Origin of the sequence: Thiobacillus sp. (genome assembly GCF_030696885.1) — a bacterium.
GTDB lineage: Bacteria > Pseudomonadota > Gammaproteobacteria > Burkholderiales > Thiobacillaceae > Thiobacillus.
The window spans coordinates 45,867-62,585 of record NZ_JAUYRI010000015.1; the positions used below are offsets into that span (position 1 = coordinate 45,867).

General features: G+C 65.2%; 18 protein-coding genes. 4 read left to right on the forward strand and 14 right to left on the reverse strand.

Features of this window, described 5'->3' with window-relative positions; translation table 11 throughout:
• Positions 1 to 18: 18 nt before the first annotated feature.
• The 6 genes from Q8R61_RS07365 to cysS all read right to left on the reverse strand — a co-directional run bounded on the left by Q8R61_RS07365 (position 19) and on the right by cysS (position 5,360).
• A complete protein-coding gene (locus tag Q8R61_RS07365) occupies positions 19 to 1,380 on the reverse strand; it encodes a TolC family protein (protein ID WP_305535776.1) in 1,362 nt (453 codons plus the stop codon).
• Positions 1,377 to 1,844 (reverse strand): outer membrane lipid asymmetry maintenance protein MlaD, encoded by a 468-nt coding sequence (mlaD, locus tag Q8R61_RS07370; protein WP_305535778.1) that lies wholly within the window; start codon positions 1,842 to 1,844, stop codon positions 1,377 to 1,379. The genes Q8R61_RS07365 and mlaD overlap by 4 nt, the downstream gene beginning before the upstream one ends.
• Positions 1,845 to 2,633, reverse strand: a complete 789-nt coding sequence (mlaE, locus tag Q8R61_RS07375; RefSeq protein WP_305535780.1) for a lipid asymmetry maintenance ABC transporter permease subunit MlaE — start codon at positions 2,631 to 2,633, stop codon at positions 1,845 to 1,847.
• Entirely contained in the window at positions 2,626 to 3,438 is an 813-nt protein-coding gene (locus Q8R61_RS07380; protein ID WP_305535782.1) for an ABC transporter ATP-binding protein, read from the reverse strand. Before Q8R61_RS07380 ends, mlaE begins: the two co-directional genes overlap by 8 nt.
• Before the next feature lie 86 nt (positions 3,439 to 3,524).
• A complete protein-coding gene (locus tag Q8R61_RS07385) occupies positions 3,525 to 3,980 on the reverse strand; it encodes a hypothetical protein (RefSeq protein WP_305535784.1) in 456 nt (151 codons plus the stop codon).
• 12 nt (positions 3,981 to 3,992) lie between these two features.
• Entirely contained in the window at positions 3,993 to 5,360 is a 1,368-nt protein-coding gene (cysS, locus tag Q8R61_RS07390) for a cysteine--tRNA ligase (protein ID WP_305535786.1), read from the reverse strand.
• Positions 5,361 to 5,481: 121 nt separating this feature from the next.
• Between cysS and Q8R61_RS07395 the strand changes: the two genes are divergently transcribed.
• Genes Q8R61_RS07395 through Q8R61_RS07410 form a run of 4 tightly spaced genes read left to right on the forward strand, consistent with a single transcriptional unit; the run spans position 5,482 to position 8,868 of the window.
• On the forward strand, positions 5,482 to 6,450 hold the full coding sequence (locus tag Q8R61_RS07395; RefSeq protein WP_305535788.1) for a tetratricopeptide repeat protein: 969 nt from the start codon (positions 5,482 to 5,484) through the stop codon (positions 6,448 to 6,450).
• Between the two features lie 3 nt (positions 6,451 to 6,453).
• Positions 6,454 to 7,608 (forward strand): murein L,D-transpeptidase family protein, encoded by a 1,155-nt coding sequence (locus Q8R61_RS07400; RefSeq protein WP_305535790.1) that lies wholly within the window; start codon positions 6,454 to 6,456, stop codon positions 7,606 to 7,608.
• A gap of 12 nt (positions 7,609 to 7,620) precedes the next feature.
• Positions 7,621 to 8,112, forward strand: coding sequence for a peptidylprolyl isomerase (locus Q8R61_RS07405; RefSeq protein WP_305535792.1), 492 nt, complete (start codon positions 7,621 to 7,623; stop codon positions 8,110 to 8,112).
• A gap of 6 nt (positions 8,113 to 8,118) precedes the next feature.
• A complete protein-coding gene (locus Q8R61_RS07410) occupies positions 8,119 to 8,868 on the forward strand; it encodes a UDP-2,3-diacylglucosamine diphosphatase (protein WP_305535794.1) in 750 nt (249 codons plus the stop codon).
• Here the strand turns inward: Q8R61_RS07410 and Q8R61_RS07415 are convergent.
• The 8 genes from Q8R61_RS07415 to trpA all read right to left on the reverse strand — a co-directional run bounded on the left by Q8R61_RS07415 (position 8,863) and on the right by trpA (position 16,716).
• Entirely contained in the window at positions 8,863 to 9,516 is a 654-nt protein-coding gene (locus tag Q8R61_RS07415) for a hypothetical protein (RefSeq protein WP_305535796.1), read from the reverse strand. The two genes, Q8R61_RS07410 and Q8R61_RS07415, sit on opposite strands and share 6 nt — an antisense overlap.
• Positions 9,513 to 10,688: an O-succinylhomoserine sulfhydrylase gene (locus Q8R61_RS07420; protein WP_305535798.1), complete on the reverse strand. Its 1,176-nt coding sequence runs from the start codon at positions 10,686 to 10,688 to the stop codon at positions 9,513 to 9,515. Before Q8R61_RS07420 ends, Q8R61_RS07415 begins: the two co-directional genes overlap by 4 nt.
• Positions 10,689 to 11,112: 424 nt before the next feature.
• Positions 11,113 to 12,636 carry an amidophosphoribosyltransferase gene (purF, locus tag Q8R61_RS07425; protein WP_305535800.1) on the reverse strand — a complete coding sequence of 508 codons (1,524 nt, stop codon included), beginning with the start codon at positions 12,634 to 12,636 and terminating at the stop codon, positions 11,113 to 11,115.
• Positions 12,637 to 12,657: 21 nt separating this feature from the next.
• On the reverse strand, positions 12,658 to 13,149 hold the full coding sequence (locus Q8R61_RS07430) for a CvpA family protein (protein ID WP_305535802.1): 492 nt from the start codon (positions 13,147 to 13,149) through the stop codon (positions 12,658 to 12,660).
• Entirely contained in the window at positions 13,146 to 13,769 is a 624-nt protein-coding gene (locus tag Q8R61_RS07435) for an SPOR domain-containing protein (RefSeq protein WP_305535804.1), read from the reverse strand. The genes Q8R61_RS07430 and Q8R61_RS07435 overlap by 4 nt, the downstream gene beginning before the upstream one ends.
• On the reverse strand, positions 13,750 to 15,027 hold the full coding sequence (gene folC, locus Q8R61_RS07440) for a bifunctional tetrahydrofolate synthase/dihydrofolate synthase (protein ID WP_305535806.1): 1,278 nt from the start codon (positions 15,025 to 15,027) through the stop codon (positions 13,750 to 13,752). Before folC ends, Q8R61_RS07435 begins: the two co-directional genes overlap by 20 nt.
• A gap of 3 nt (positions 15,028 to 15,030) precedes the next feature.
• Positions 15,031 to 15,897 (reverse strand): acetyl-CoA carboxylase, carboxyltransferase subunit beta, encoded by an 867-nt coding sequence (gene accD / locus Q8R61_RS07445; protein WP_305535808.1) that lies wholly within the window; start codon positions 15,895 to 15,897, stop codon positions 15,031 to 15,033.
• A gap of 12 nt (positions 15,898 to 15,909) precedes the next feature.
• The gene (trpA, locus tag Q8R61_RS07450; RefSeq protein ID WP_305535810.1) at positions 15,910 to 16,716 is read right to left on the reverse strand and encodes a tryptophan synthase subunit alpha; all 807 of its coding nucleotides are present in this window, start codon (positions 16,714 to 16,716) and stop codon (positions 15,910 to 15,912) included.
• Positions 16,717 to 16,719 lie beyond the last annotated feature (3 nt).

The window sequence follows — 16,719 nt, forward strand, 5'->3', positions numbered from 1 at the left end:
GCGTTCGACGCCGACCGTTTACTTCAGTTCACCCGTCAGGCGCGCCAGCTGCGCCACATTCATGTTGTAGTCGTTGATCGTGCGCAGATATTCGGTCTGCGCCAGCGTGTAGTTCTTGATCGCGTCAGCCACCTTGTCGCCGCTTTCGAGCCCGGCTGAAAAATCAGCCAGCGAGGCCACCATCCAGCGGCGCGCCGCGGCAGCGCCTTCGGCGAGATCGCGCTGCGCCTCGAAATTGGCCTGCGCATGCGCATAGGCTTCGCCCACTTCGAACGGAATCCCGGCCAGCGCAAAGGCCTTCTTGTGATTCAGCGCTTCCAGCTCGGCCTGCGCCTGGTTGACGCGCGCACTGGTCACGCCAAACACCGAATCCCACTTCACGCCAACCACTGGCGTGATGCCGCCGCCGTTGAAGGGGTCGCTAAGATAGGGATTATCGAGTCGCTCGCGCTGCGAAGCATAGTTGAACTGTCCGATCACGCCAGCATAGACATCGGGCATGCGCTCGGCCTTTTTGGCGGCCAGCAGGGCACGGCGGGCGCGCAGACCGGCTTCGAGCTGCTGCATTTCGGGACGGTCCTGCAACGCGCGCGCCTGGAAATCGGACAGCTCGATCTGCGGAAAGCTGACCGGCACGATGCGCTCGTCGGCCACCTTGAGGTCGGATTGTAAACCGACGCCCGTCAGCACTTTCAAGCCGTCGAGGCTGATTTTCTCGACCGCGCGCGCCTGGTGCACGTATTTGGCCAGCAGGCCGCGGGCCGTTTGCAGCGCATACAGGTCGGACTGCTTCGATTCGCCGCTTTCCTCCTTGAGGTTGCGTTCGACCGAGGTGATGGACTGGTTCAGGCGACTCTGCATGTCCACCAGGAAGAAGCGGATATCGCGCGCGGTCAAGTAACCGAAATAGGCGCGCTTGGTGTCGTATACCGTGTCGGTACGGCTCTGCTTGAGTTCGCCGCGCTTGAGGTCGATATTGCCCTGCGCCGCCTCACCATAGCGCTCGACCTTGCCAAAGGTGTAGAGCGGCTTGATCAGCGCGAAGTCGAGGTGGGTCCATTCGGAAATGCGGTCGAGCTTGCCGCCGTCGGTGCGCGGCGTGGTGCCGCTGTAGGCGCCGTTCTGGTAGAACCCGCCCTCGACCCCGGGCGCCAGCCCGATAAAGGCATTGGCGGTGACGCGCCAGCCGGCATTGCCCTGCACTTCTTCCAGCATGCCGCGCGCGGCTTCGACCACCTGCTCGCGCTCCTTGATGCGTGGATCGGCCGCCAGGCTCATTTGCACGGCCTGCTGCAGGTTGATGGTTTCTGCCTGTCCGGGCAGCGCGGTCAGCAGCACGCCGGCTGCCAGAAACGTCTGGATGAGTGGCTTGATTTTCATTGTGGCGCCCCTTCTTGAGCTTTACCGTAGATAAAGTGTCCGATCAGATTTTCCAGCACCACCGCCGACTGGGTGAGGAAAATCCGGTCCTGGTCCTTCAGGGCCTGGGGGTCTCCGCCCGCCTCCAGACCGATATATTGCTCGCCCAGCAGCCCCGACGTCATGATCGCGGCCGAGGTGTCCTTGGGAAAAGCATAGCGCTTGTCCAGCCGCAGGGTAACGGCGGCTTCGTAGGTTTCGTTGTCAAAGCGGATGTCCGCCACCCGCCCCACCACGACCCCTGCGCTTTTCACCGGTGCGCGCGGCTTGAGGCCGCCGATGTTGTCGAAACGCGCAACGACCTCGTAGCTGCTCGATGTTTTTACGGCACTCATGCTGCCGACCTTGAGTGCGAGGAACAGCAGCGCCACGATGCCCGCAATGACGAATAATCCCACCCACAAATCGAGTACGGTTTTGTTCATTTAGCCCAACCCCCGGAACATGAATGCAGTCAACACGAAATCCAGCGCCAACACGGCCAGGCTGGAAGTCACCACGGTGCGCGTGGTGGCGCCCGACACGCCCTCCGCGGTCGGCGGCGCGTCATAACCCTCGAACAGCGCGATCGTGGTGATGGCAATGCCGAACACCACGCTCTTGATCACACCGTTCAGAATGTCCTCTTCAAAGTCGACCGCGCTCTTCATCTGCGACCAGAACGCGCCTTCGTCAACCCCGATCAGCTGCACGCCGACCAGATAGCCGCCGAAAATGCCCATGGCCGAGAACAGCGCCGCCAAGAGCGGCATCGAAATCACGCCGGCCCAGAAACGCGGCGCCACCACACGGGCGATCGGGTCGACCGCCATCATTTCCATCGCCGACAGCTGCTCGGTCGCCTTCATCAGCCCGATTTCCGCGGTGATCGCAGACCCGGCACGGCTGGCAAACAGCAGCGCCGCCACCACCGGCCCGAGTTCCCGCACCAGCGACAGGGCCACCAGCACCCCGAGCGCCTCTTCCGAGCCGTAGGTCTGCAACGTCTCGTAGCCCTGCAGGCCGAGCACCATGCCTACGAACAGGCCCGACACCAGGATGATGATCAGCGACAGCACCCCGGTGAAGTACATCTCGCGAATGGTGAGACCGAAGCGGCGGAATGCAGTGCCCGAGTGCAGCAGCACCGCCACGAAGAAACGCGCCGCGAAGCCGATGCGCCAGACGCCCTGGATCGTGCGGTTGCCGAGATTTTCGATGGATTGCTTAAGCACTCGCCCCTCCCAGTTGTAAATCTTCGGCGTAGGGCGGCGCCGGGTAGTGGAACGGCACCGGACCGTCGGGCTCGCCATGCACGAACTGGTGCACGTAGGGCAAATCGGACGCGCGAATCTCGTCCGCCGTGCCTTCGGCGACGATCATGCCTTCCGAGACGAAATACACGTAATCGACGATTTTCAGCGACTCCTGTACGTCATGCGTCACCACGACGGAGGTCAGCCCGAGCGTATCGGTCAGGCGCCGGATCAAGTTACCGGTCACCCCCAGCGAAATCGGGTCGAGCCCGGCAAAGGGTTCGTCATACATCATCAGCATGGGTTCCAGCGCGATCGCACGCGCCAGCGCCACCCGCCGCGCCATGCCGCCGGACAGCTCGGCCGGCATCAGGTGCGCCGCGCCGCGCAACCCCACCGCATGAAGCTTCATCAGCACCAGGTCGCGGATCGCATCTTCCGGCAGGTCGGTGTGCTCGCGCAACTGGAACGCCACGTTGTCGAACACCGTCATGTCGGTGAACAGCGCGCCGAACTGGAACAGCATGCCCATCTTGCGGCGCAGCCGATACAGGCCCGCTTGGTCGAGCTCACCCAGCGACTCGCCAGCCACGCGCACGTGCCCCTCGCCGGGCCGAATCTGCCCGCCGATAAGGCGTAAGAGCGTGGTTTTGCCGCAACCGCTGCTGCCCATGATGGCGATGACCTGGCCGCGTCGGGCGGTCAGGTTGATGCCCTTCAAAACCGGCCGGTCACCATAGCCAAATACGACATCCTCGATTTCGACCAGTGTGTCGTGTTGCAAGAAATCGGGCCTGTGCTTTTTATTGATCGGCCATTTTACCGGAGCGCCGCGGCCTGCCGTCATTCACGAACTGCGGCGCGAAAATTTTAGTAGCCCATCACCTGCCTCAGGGTATCGACCTGCTCGAGCAGGTCGATATTGCCGCTGCGGCTGAATACGAACAGGGGCTCCCCGCTCGCCGCCTGCCGGGTGATGCGCTGCGCCAGCAGACGCAGGTCGGGCGCCTCGTCCAGCCACCAGACGTGTTCGGCCTGCCAGGCCGGCGTGGCCGCCAACACCCGCGCGGATTCGGGTATGCGGGGACTTGACTCGGCTGGCTCCAGCACGAAATGGAATTCATCCCGGGTGTCATACAGCCAGTGCGCCCAAGTCGCCTCGGACGCGGCCTGCCAGACGGCAGCCGGCAGGAAAACCGCTGTAAATCGCGTGTTGTAATAAGACAACAGCCAGTCGTCCGGCAGATCGTCGGGGTACAGGCGGCCCCGCCAGGCGGGATGCTGCCAGTCCACGGCGCCGATCAGGACAAGCGCGCGCGCGGTCATCGGGCTGGCGCCTCAGGCGCGACGCCAGGTGGTGCCGCCCGCCCCGTCTTCCAGCACGATGCCGGCTGTGGTGAGCACGTCACGGATGCGGTCAGACTCGGCGAAGTCCTTTGCCTGGCGCGCGGCCCGGCGCGCCGCGATCAGGGCGTCGATGTCGCTTGCGGACAGGCTGCCGTCTGCGCGCCCCGCCTGCAGGAAATCGGCCGTATCGCGCTGCAGCAGGCCGAGCACGCCACCGAGGCTGCGCAAGGCCTGCGCCGCCGCAACATCGCCCCGGTTGGCCTCGCCGGCCAGTTCGAACAGCACCGCGAGGGCTTCCGGGGTGTTGAAATCGTCGTCCATCGCCGCACGGAAGCGCTGTGAGGCGGGCTGGGTCCAGTCGGGCGGCGGCGCCTCCGACGGCGCGTGCTTCAGCGCGGTGTAGAGCCGTGTCAGTGCGCCTTTGGCGTCGTCAAGGTGGGCATCCGAGTAATTCAGCGGGCTGCGGTAATGGGCGCGCAGGATGAAGAAGCGCACCACTTCGGCGTCGTATTGCGCCAGCACTTCGCGGATGGTGAAGAAATTGCCCAGTGACTTGGACATTTTTTCATTGTCCACCCGCACGAAACCATTGTGCAGCCAGTAATTGACGAAGGTGCAGCCGTGAGCCCCCTCGGACTGGGCGATCTCGTTTTCGTGATGCGGAAACTGCAGATCCTGGCCGCCGCCGTGGATGTCGAAGTGCTGACCGAGCAGGTCGGCGCTCATCGCCGAGCATTCGATGTGCCAGCCGGGGCGGCCCGGCCCCCAGGGCGACTCCCACGCCGGCTCGCCCGGCTTGGCGGCTTTCCACAATACGAAATCCATCGGGTCGCGCTTGCTGGGGTCGACTTCGACCCGCTCGCCGGCGCGCAGCTCGTCGAGGCTCTTGCCGGACAGGCGGCCATAGGTCGGGAAGCCGCGCACGCTATAGTAGACGTCGCCGTTGGGCGCCGGATAAGCCAGGCCCTTGTCGATCAATTGCCCGATCAGCGCCAGCATCTGCGCCACATAGTCGGTGGCGCGCGGCTCGTGGTCGGGCGGCAGCACGCCGAGCGCGCGTTCGTCGGCGTGCATCGCGTCGATGAAACGCCCGGTCAGCGCGGCCGGGGTTTCCTTATTTTCCTGCGCGCGCCTAATGATCTTGTCGTCGATGTCCGTTATGTTTCTTACGTATTCGACCTGATAACCGCTCGCGCGCAGCCAGCGTGTCACCATGTCGAACACCACGAACACCCGCGCATGGCCCAGGTGACACAGGTCGTAGACGGTCATGCCGCAGACGTACATGCGAACCTGGCCGGGCACCAGCGGGACGAAGGCTTCCTTGGTACGCGTGAGGGAATTGGTAATGTGCAGCATGGATGCGAGCGGGCTACGAACAGAATGGCGACTGGCGGGAATCAAGCGGCTCGCCCACTGTCTCAGCCGGGTCGATAATTGTTAGAATGCCTGTTTCCCCAAGATGATTCGAGCATATCACATGGCCCTGCCACGTTTCTTAGCCGCTGTTGCCACCTGCATCATTCTCGTCAGCGCGCCGGTACTGGCCAATGAAGTCCAGGAAATCAACCAGCAGTTCCGCAAGGGCGACCTCGCGGGCGCCCTTGACCGCGCCAACCGCTATCTGGTCAAAAACCCGAAAGATGCCCAGGCACGCTTTCTCAAGGGCCTGATTCTCGCCGACCAGGGCAAGACCAACGATGCCATCACCGTGTTCACCGCGCTGACCGAGGACTATCCCGAGCTGCCCGAGCCCTACAACAACCTGGCCGTGCTGTATGCCTCGCAAAGCAAGTTTGACGCCGCGAAGAACGCGCTGGAAATGGCGATCCGCACCCATCCCAGCTACGCCACCGCGCACGAGAATCTGGGCGACCTCTATGCCAAGATGGCGTCGCTCGCCTATGACAAGGCGCTGGCGCTCGACAGCAAGAATGCCGCCGCGCAGACCAAGCTGGCGCTGATCCAGGACATGATCGGCGGTCAGCCGCGCAAACCCGCGGCCACCCGCCCCGCCGCTGCCACCAAGCCTACTGCGGTAGCCGCCGCCGCGCCCAAGCCCGCCGTTGTCGCGGCCAAACCGGTCGCCGCGCCGGCTGCCGCCCAGCCCGCAGCGGCGAACGCGGGCATCGAAGCCGCGGTCACCCGCTGGGCGCAAGCCTGGTCGGCGCGCGACGTCGATACCTACCTGGCCGCCTACGCCGGCAATTACGCGCCCGCCGGCATGACGCGCAGCAGCTGGGAGGCCCAGCGTCGTGCCCGCATTACCGCGCCGAAGGAGATCGACGTGCAAATCAGCGATCTCAAGATCGAGCAGCAGGGTGATACGGCCAGCGCCAGCTTCCGCCAGGCCTACCGTTCCGACCGCCTCACCTCCACCGTCACCAAGACGCTGAAGCTGGCCTTGCAGGGCGGCGCCTGGCGCATCGTCGGCGAGACTTCCCGATAAGCCATGTTCCGCGCCTTCCTGTCCCTGCTGCTGATCGCGCCTGCGTTTAACGCCGCCGCCATGGACGCCGACCGCCAGATGGCCAGCAGCCTGCTGGCGATTTCGCAAAGCCGGATGCCGGAGGCGCTCACCGCGGTCGATCTGCTCACGCAGCAGCACCCGAATTTCCGGCTGGCGCAGCTGATCAAGGGTGACCTGCTGCTGGCGCGCGCCCAGCCCCTGCAGACGCTGGGCAACACCGGCGGCACCCGCAATGCCGACCTGGAGCAGCTGCGCGACGAAGCCCGTCAGCGGGTGCGCGCCCTGACCGACCCGCTACCCAATGACAAGGTGCCAGCCTACCTGCTGACGCTCGGGGACCAGTACCGCCATGCGCTGGTGGTCGACGCCAGCCGCTCGCGCCTGTATGTCTACGCCAACCGCGCCGGACAGCCGATCCGGGTGGCCGATTTCTACATCACCATTGGCAAGGCCGGCACCGGCAAGCAGAAGGAAGGCGACAACCGCACGCCGATCGGCATCTATTCGATTTCCAGCTTCAAGTCGCCGCGTGAGCTCACCGACTTTTACGGCAGCGGCGCCTTCACTTTGACCTATCCCAACGAATGGGACAGGCGTCAGGGCCGCAACGGCCACGGCATCTGGATACACGGCAGCCCGAGCAATACCTACAGCCGTACGCCGCGCGCCAGCGAAGGCTGCGTGGTGCTGGCGAACGACGACCTGAAACGGCTTGGCCAGTACATCGAAATCGGCAACACGCCGGTCGTCATTGCCGAGCAGGTCGAATGGGTCGCCCACGACGTGATCAATGCACGCCGCAACGACCTGTCCGCTGCCATCGATCAGTGGCGGCAGGACTGGGAAAGCCGCGATGTCTCGCGCCTGCTCGATCACTACAGCGCGTCGTTTCGCGCCGGCGCGCAACCCCTACCGGCCTTTGCCGCCAACAAGCACAAGGTCAACGCCGCCAAATCCTGGATCAAGGTCGGGCTCGACAACGTCAGCCTGATGCTCTACCCGGAGCGCCCGGATTTTGCGCTGGTGAGCTTTGTGCAGAACTACCAGAGCAACAACCTCAGCGACCGCACCGCCAAGCGCCAGTTCTGGAGCCGCGAGAACGGTCGCTGGAAAATCATCCACGAAACCTCTCTTTAGGACTCCGCATACATGGTCAAGCTGCACACCAATCACGGCATCATCACCCTCGAACTCGACGCCGAAAAAGCCCCCAAGACAGTGGAAAACTTTCTGCAGTACGTGCGCGACGGTTTTTTCGACGGCACGATTTTTCACCGCGTGATTGACGGCTTCATGATCCAGGGCGGCGGCTTCGAACCCGGCATGACGCAGAAGCCCACCCGTGAGGCGATCGAGAACGAAGCCGGCAACGGGCTGAAGAACGAGGCCTACACCGTCGCCATGGCACGCACGCCCAACCCCAATTCGGCCACCGCGCAGTTCTTCATCAACATCGCCAACAACAGCTTCCTCAACTTCACCGCGCCCACGCCGCAGGGCTACGGCTACGCCGTGTTCGGCAAGGTGGTCGAAGGCACCGAGGTCGTCGATGCGATCAAGAAGGTGAAGACCGGCAACCGCGCCGGGCACCAGGACGTGCCGATGGAAGACGTCATCATCACCAAGGCGGAAATCGTCTAAAGGCCCGTGAGCCTGATCGCGTCGGACAAAACGGGGCGCACCTATTTTGTCGCCGACCTGCATCTGACGGACGAACGCCCGGTCGCCACCGGGCGTTTTTTTCGCTTTCTGCTGGAAGACGTCGCTGGCACGGATGCGCTCTACATTCTGGGCGACCTGTTCGAGGCCTGGATCGGCGACGACCACGACGAGCAGGTGGCGCATGAAACCGCGCGCGCCCTCAAGCTACTGACCAATGCCGGCACCCCAGTGTATTTCATGCACGGCAACCGCGATTTCATGCTGGCGCAGCGGTATGCCGCCCTGTCGGGCATGACGCTGCTCGCCGATCCGGTGCGCATCGACCTCTATGGCGTACCGACGCTGCTGATGCATGGCGACACCCTGTGCACCGATGACACGGCCTACCAGGCCTTTCGCCGCCGCGCGCGGCACCCGCTGACCCTGTCGATGCTGCGGCGACTGCCCTACGCCCTGCGCCGCCGCCTTGCGCGTCAGGCGCGCGCCAGCAGCGAATCTGCCAAGGCCGCCAAGCCATCGGAGATCATGGATGTGAATGCCGATGAAGTGGTACGTGTGCTGCGCGAATACCAGGTCGGCCGCTTGATTCATGGGCACACCCACCGGCCGGCGCAGCATGTCCATGCCGTCGACGGCCACAATTGCGAACGCTGGGTGCTGCCGGACTGGTATGCCCGCTGGGGCTACGTGGTGTGCGACGCCGCGGGCTGTACGCTCAAGACCGAGGATTTATGACGGCGCGTCAACCCGCGGCATGCTGTCCGGCACCCGAAACAATTCCGGCCGCAGCGGCTGCTTCGATTCGCTTTCGAACTGCCGCGTGCGCCCGGTGAACTCGCGTTCCTCCAGCGGCAGGCCGAGTTTCAGCGTGGTGCCCGACTCCCACACCTGATTCGCCAGATCGCAGTCGTGCTGGAGTTCGGCCGGCGTATCCTGCCACACGCGGTATTGCATCGGGGCCAGAATGGATTTCAGTTCGGCCATCGCGCGCGCTGCTTCCGGCGCGGCACGCGCTGCCGCCACCCCTTCATTGCACACCACGCCCTTCACCGTCAGCCTGAAACGCTGGGTGCCGGGCGCGCCGGCCTGCACATCCAGAACGGGTTTCCAGCCGGCCGGCCGGGGCGGCAGCTTGCCAGCGCTGAACACCATCGCCTGCTGGTTGCCGCGCATCACGTTGATAACTTTTTGCTGGCCCCGGTCGAGCAGGATGAAGTCGCCGTCGTCGTTACCGTCGTCCAGCCGCATGAAGTCCGGCGTCAGCAGGATGCGCGTCAGATAGGGTGGATCGCCCGGGTCCTGATCGACATAGCGCACGGCCGTCATGTCGGCGGCATGGGCCGCACCCACGGCGAACACGCACAGCATCGCCCACAGCCTCATGCTGCCAGTCCCCGTTGCAGATCCGCCTGAATATCGGCCACCGATTCCAGCCCCACGGCGATGCGCACCAGGCCGTCGCCGATGCCGGCCGCCGCACGCTGTTCCGCCGTCATCCGGCTGTGCGTGGTGGACGCCGGATGGGTGATGGTGGACTTGGTGTCGCCCAGGTTGGCGGTGATCGACAGCAGCTTGGTCGCGTCGATCAGTTTCCATGCCGCCGCCTGGCCGCCCTTCAGTTCGAACGCGACAATACCGCCGCCGGTCTTCTGCTGCGCCATCGCCAACTTATGCTGCGGATGCGACGGCAGGCCGGGATACAGCACGCGCGCGACCTGCGGCTGCGCTTCCAGCCATTGCGCCAGCGCCAGCGCGTTGCGCGAATGCGCCTCCATGCGCAGCGCGAGCGTCTCCATGCCTTTCAGGATCACCCAGGCGTTGAACGCCGACAGCGTCGGCCCGGCGGTACGCAAAAAGGTGTAGACGCCTTCCATCAGGGCCTGGCTACCGAGCACCGCGCCGCCGAGCACCCTGCCCTGGCCGTCGAGATACTTGGTGGCGGAATGGATGATGATGTCGGCGCCGAGTTCGAGCGGCTTTTGTAGCGCGGGCGAACAGAAGCAGTTGTCGACTGCGAGCCAGGCGCCGGCTTCGTGCGCAATATCTGCCAGTGCACGGATGTCGCTCACTTCGGTCAGCGGATTCGACGGCGACTCGACGAAGAATAATTTGGTGTTCGGCTTCACCGCCGCGCGCCACTCTGCCGGATCGGTCGGCGAGACGTAGGTGGTCTCGACGCCGAAGCGACCGAGGATGTTGGAGAACAACTGTACCGTGGAGCCGAAAATCGATCGCGAGGCGACCACATGCTCGCCCGCCTTCATCAGGCCCATCACGGTGGCCAGAATCGCCGCCATGCCGGACGAAAATGCCACGCAGCGCTCGGCGCCTTCCAGCGCGGCCAGCCGCGCTTCCATCATCTGGACGGTGGGGTTGGTGAAGCGGGCGTAGATCGGGCCGGGCTGTTCGCCCTTGAAGCGCGCGGCGGCTTCGGCCGCGTTCTTGAAAACGAAGCTGGAGGTCAGGAACAGCGCCTCCGAGTGTTCGTTGAACTGGCTGCGCACCGTGCCGGCGCGAACGCCCAGCGTCTCGATGTCGTATTCGTCGTGGCTCATTTCAGCTCCAAAATAAAAAACCCCGAACAGCGTGCGCAATTCGGGGTTTCCCAAGCAGGCCGTTGAAGGACTTTCCGGGGCCGCGACGCGGGCTTTCCGGGATGGATCGCGGGGCGCGTCGCGATGCGAAGGGTCTCCCCTTCGCAAGCGGCGCAACGAAGCGAGCCGCCCGGAAAGCCCCGTCCCTTTGGGTTTGCCCGGGAAAGGCCCGTCTGCGGCGTTGCGGGCCTCGGCATCGTGGAATGACCACGACCTTCGGCCCGCGCCTTGCATCCAGGCCTTTCTCGGGCAAACGCGGCTCCCGGAAAATCCTTCAACGGCCTGCAAACGCTTTAGCCGAATTTCTTGGGCGCCCGCAAGCTGAGGTTCAAATCGGCGCCTAGTGCATTTACAGGTTTGAATTTACGCCCGGCGCCCAACGGGGTCAACCGTTGTTCGTTGCCAGGTTGAGGTCGAGCTGCTGGGTCGACAGCGCCGACGGCGGCGGGGTTTCGCCATTGCGCACGGCCTCGACGTAATTCAGATACTCCGGCGTGACGTCGCCGGTGATGTAGCGGCCGTCGAAGCACGAGGTGTCAAAGTCGAGAATCGCCGGATTGCCCGCCCGCACCACCTCCACCATGGCGTCGAGGTCCTGGTAGATCATGGCATCGCAGCCAATCTCGCGTGCGATGTCCTCGTCGGTGCGGCCGTTGGCGATCAGCTCGTTGCGCGTCGGCATGTCGATGCCGTACACGTTGGAATAGCGCACCGGCGGCGAGGCCGAGGCGAAGTACACATTCGCCGCGCCGGCGTCGCGCGCCATCTGCACGATCTCGCGGCTGGTGGTGCCGCGCACGATCGAGTCGTCGACCAGCAGCACATTGCGGCCCTTGAATTCCTCGGCGATGGCATTGAGCTTCTGCCGCACCGATTTCTTGCGCAGCGCCTGGCCCGGCATGATGAACGTGCGGCCGATGTAGCGGTTCTTGATGAAACCTTCGCGGTACGGCACGTTGAGGTGATTCGCCAGCTGCAGCGCGGAAGGCCGGCTGGTGTCGGGAATCGGGATCACCACGTCGATCTTCAGGTGGGCGAACTCGCGCTTGATCTTTTCGGCCAGCGACACGCCCATCGCGAGGCGCGTGCTGTAGACCGAGACGCCGTCCATCACCGAATCAGGACGTGCGAGATAAACATATTCGAAGATGCAGGGATTGAGCGCGGACTTGTCGCTGCACTGGCGGCTGTGCAGCTTGCGCTCGTAATCGATGAACACCGCTTCGCCCGGCGCCACATCGCGCAGCAGACGGAAGCCCAGCGTATCGATCGCCACGCTTTCCGAGGCGATGATGTATTCGTGCGGCACGACCTGGTCGTTGACGCCGATCACCAGCGGCCGGATGCCGTACGGATCGCGGAAAGCCAGCAGGCCATAGCCGGCGATGAAGGCCGTGACCGCGTACGCGCCCTTACAGCGCGCATGCACGCCAGCGACGGCGCCGAAGATCGTGTCCAGATTCAGCTGCCGCCCCGAGGCACGTACCTGCAGTTCGTGCGCCAGCACGTTCAGCAGCACTTCGGAATCCGAGTTGGTGTTGACGTGACGCAGGTCGGCGCGGAACAGCGATTCCTTCAGTTCGTGGGTATTGGTCAGGTTGCCGTTGTGGCCGAGCACGATGCCGTACGGCGAGTTCACGTAGAAGGGCTGCGATTCGGCCGACGACGAGGCGCTGCCGGCGGTGGGATAACGCACGTGCGCCACGCCCATGTCGCCGAGCAGGTTGCGCATGTCGCGGGTGCGAAAGACGTCGCGCGCGAGACCCTGTCCCTTGTGCATGTGGAAGCGGCTCTCTTCGGCCGTCACGATGCCGGCCGCGTCCTGGCCGCGATGCTGCAGCACCATCAGCCCGTCATATAGAAGCTGATTGGCTGCCGAATTGGAAACAACGCCGATTACCCCGCACATGCTGTGCACCCATCCATAAAATTATTCAAAACGAACATGCTTCGCCACGTCGGCCGGCAGCAGCGGCAAGGTGCGCAGCGCCATGGCCTGCAGGCTGCCCGACAGCGCGGCCTGCTTCCAGAAATCGGTGCGCGGCAGCGAGGTCAGGCCGGCGGCCAGCGTCAGCCCGACCAGAATGACCACGCCCTTGGCCAGGCCCATCACCCCGCCGAGCATCCTGTCGACGCCGCCCAGTCCGACCGCCTTGACCAGCGTGGCCAGCAGATGGCCGAGCAACAGCACACCAATCAGCACCACCAGAAAAACCGCGGTGAAGCCGCCAAAATAGCGGATCGCCGGGTTTTCCACCGCGACCGGCAGCAGCGGCGCCACCCACAGCGCGCCCCACTTGCCCAGCATGAACGCCAGCACCCAGGCCGCCAGCGCGAACAGCGCATTGACCATGCCCTGCATCAGACCCCGCACCAGCGTGAGCAACAGCAGCAGCACGATGATCAGGTCGAGCAGGCTCACTTCGCGACAACCTGGGCGGTTGTCATGCCGTTCTCGGCCAGTTTCACGGCCGCCGCCACCGCCGCCTCGCGCGTTGCAAACGGCCCGACGCGCACGCGCGTCAGCTTGCCCAGTGTATCGGTGTAGGCCGGCAGGCCCACGGCCGCAGCGCGCGCCTTGAGCGCCTCGGCCTTGGCGGCGTCGGACAGCGCGGCCAACTGCACCACATAGGGCTCGGCAGCCGGTTTGGCTGCGGGCTTGTCAGGCGCAGGCTTGGGCGCCGGCGGCGTCGGTTCGGATTTGACTGGCGCCGGCCTGGGCGGTTCGGCTTTGGCCGGCTCGGGCTTGGCCGGCGGCGCTGCGGCGGGTTCGGCTTTGGTCACCGGCTCGGGCTTGACAGGCTCCGGAGCAGGTTGGACAGGCGCCTCGGATACGCTAACCGGTTTGGGCGGCGGTGGTTCCGTGGCGGGCGCTGGCGCCGGCATGGCGGCCATGCGCACGGCCAGATCGCTGGCTGGCGGCGGCTCATCTTCCAGCAGCAGCGGCAGCACGATCACGGCAAGCAGCGTCAGCGCCACCGCGCCAATCAGGCGACGCCGCGCGAGGCGTTTGAGGTCATGTTCACTGCTGGGTGGCGGCATGGTCGAGGACGGCGGCAACGGTGTAGAACGAACCGAAGACGAGAATTCTATCACCTTCACGCGCCGCGCCCCGCGCCTCGGCCAGCGCCGTGTCGACATCCGGCTGCACCCGGACCGGCGCTGCCCCCGCCACCTCGTGCAGGACCGCGGCCAGCGCCGCGGCATCGCAGGCGCGCGGCGTCGCCGGGGTGCAGGTCCACCACGCATCGATCTCGCCGGCCAGGGCCGCCAGCACCCCCGCCGCGTCCTTGTCGGCCAGCATGCCCACCACCGCCAGCGTACGTCCCGCCGCCGGCTGCGCACGCAGGGTGGCCGCCAGCGCGCGCGCCGCTTCCGGGTTGTGCGCCACATCGACGATGATCTCCGGCGCCTGCGCGATGCGCTGGAAGCGCCCCGGCAACCGCACCGCCGCAAGCCCCTGCTGGATCGCCACCTCGCTCACCGGCAGGCGCTCACGCACCGCGTCCAGCACGGCCAGCGCGCCGGCCGCGTTGCGCAACTGGATGGCGCCCGCCATGGCGGGCAGCGGCAGCTTGGGCCAGTGGCTTGCGCGGCCGTGGAAGGACCAGCGATCGCCCATCTGTTCAACGGAGAAATCCAGTCCGAAACAGCGCAGGTCTGCACAGATGTCGCGGGCATGCGCCAGCAGGCTGGCGGGCGGATCGGGGTCGGCGCAGAGGGCCGGGCGGCCGACACGGTAGATGCCGGCCTTCTCGAAGCCGATCAGCTCGCGGGTGTCGCCCAGATAGTCCATGTGGTCGAGGTCGACGCTGGTGACGATCGCGGCGTCGGCGTCGAACACGTTGACCGCGTCGAGCCGCCCGCCCAGACCCACTTCGAGGATGGCGACGTCGACGCCGGCGTCGACGAACTGCAGCATTGCGCCCAGCGTGCCGAACTCAAAATAGGTCAGCGAAATGTCGCCGCGCGCGGCGTCGATTTTTTCAAACGCGGCGACCAGTTCGGCGTCGCTCGCTTCCGCGCCGGCGATGCGCACGCGTTCGTTGTAGCGCAGCAGGTGCGGCGAGGTGTAGAGGCCGGTCTTGTAGCCGGCCGCGCTGAGGATCGCTTCCAGATAGGCGCAGGTGGAGCCCTTGCCATTGGTGCCGCCGACGATCAGGAGCGGGAACGCCGGCGCCAGCCCGAGTGCATCCTTGACCTGGCGCACCCGATCGAGGCCGAGTTCGATCACGCTGGGGTGCAGCTGCTCCAGCCGCGCCAGCCAGTCGGCCAGCGAAAGGCCCGGATTTACACCCACGCGCTAGGCGGCAAGCGCGGGGCGGCCCATCATCATCGACAGCGTGGTCGCCAGTTCGTCGCGCATCTGGCGGCGGTCGATGATGCGGTCGATGGCGCCCTTCTCCTGCAGGAATTCGGCGCGCTGGAAGCCTTCCGGCAGTGTCTCGCGCACCGTCTGCTCGATCACGCGCGGCCCGGCAAAGCCGATCAGTGCGTTGGGCTCGGCGATGATCAGGTCGCCCAGCATGGCGAAGCTCGCCGACACGCCGCCCATGGTGGGGTCGGTCAGCACCGAGATGAAGGGCAGATGATGGCGCGACAGCTGCGTCAGCGCGGCCGATGTCTTGGCCATCTGCATCAACGAAAACAGGCCTTCCTGCATCCGCGCACCGCCGCTGGCGGAAAAGCAGACGAAGGCCGAATTCGACTCGATCGCCGCTTCCACGCCCTGGACGAAGCGCTCGCCCACCACGGAACCCATCGATCCGCCCATGAACTTGAACTCGAACGCCGCCGCCACCACCGGCACCGCCTTGACGCTGCCGCCCAGCACCACCAGCGCGTCGGTTTCCGAGGTGCCGGCCTGGGCGTCCTTAAGACGGTCGGGATACTTCTTGCCGTCCTTGAATTTCAGCGGATCGAGCGGGGTGACATGGGCGCCGATCTCGTGCTGCCCTTCGGCATCCAGCAGCATGGCCAGCCGCGCGCGGGCGCCGATGCGGTGATGGTGACCGCACTTGGGGCACACCTCGAGATTGCTCTCGAGGTCGGCGCGGTACAGCACCTCGTTGCACGCCGGGCACTTGGACCACAGGCCTTCCGGCATCGATTTGCGCGCCTCAACCCGGCGCTTGATTTTGGGGGGCAGGATTTTCTGGAACCAGCTCATGCTTTTCTCCGATTATTTGGATGCAGCGTCGACACCGCGCCGTAACTCGGCCACCAGATGCCGGACGCGGTTGCTGCACTCGCCTTCCGGCGCGGTCTCGATCTCGTTCACGATGCGGCTGCCCACCACCACGGCGTCGGCAATCCGCGCCACGGCCTCGGCGGTCGCCGCGTCGCGGATGCCGAAGCCGACGCCGACCGGCAGGCTGCAATGCCTGCGCACCATCTCCAGTTTTCGCGCGACCTCCTCGGTGTCGAGGTTGGCCGAACCCGTCACGCCCTTCAGCGAGACGTAATAGATGAAACCGCCCGCCGCCGCCGCCACCTGCTCCACGCGCGCTTCGGGCGTGGTCGGCGACAGCAGGAACACGGGGTCGATGCCATGCGCCTTGAACACGTCGGACACGCCAGCCGACTCTTCCGGCGGAATGTCCACCGTCAGCACGCCGTCCACCCCTGCCGCTTTTGCTGCCTTCGCAAAGGTTTCATAGCCCATGTGCTCGACCGGATTGGCATAGCCCATCAGCACCACCGGCGTGGTGGTGTTGCTCTTGCGGAATTCCGCCGTCATCGCCAGCACGTCTTTCAGCCCGACCTTGTTGGCCAGGGCACGCTCGGAAGCGCGCTGGATCACCGGGCCGTCGGCCATCGGATCGGAAAACGGCACCCCCAGCTCGATGATGTCGGCACCGGCTTCTACCAGCACGTGCATCATCGGCACGGTCAGGCCCTTGCCGGGGTCGCCGGCGGTGATGAAGGTAATCAGGGCTTTCTTGTTTTGCGCTTTCAGCGCGGTAAAGGTCTCGCCGATGCGGCTCATGGT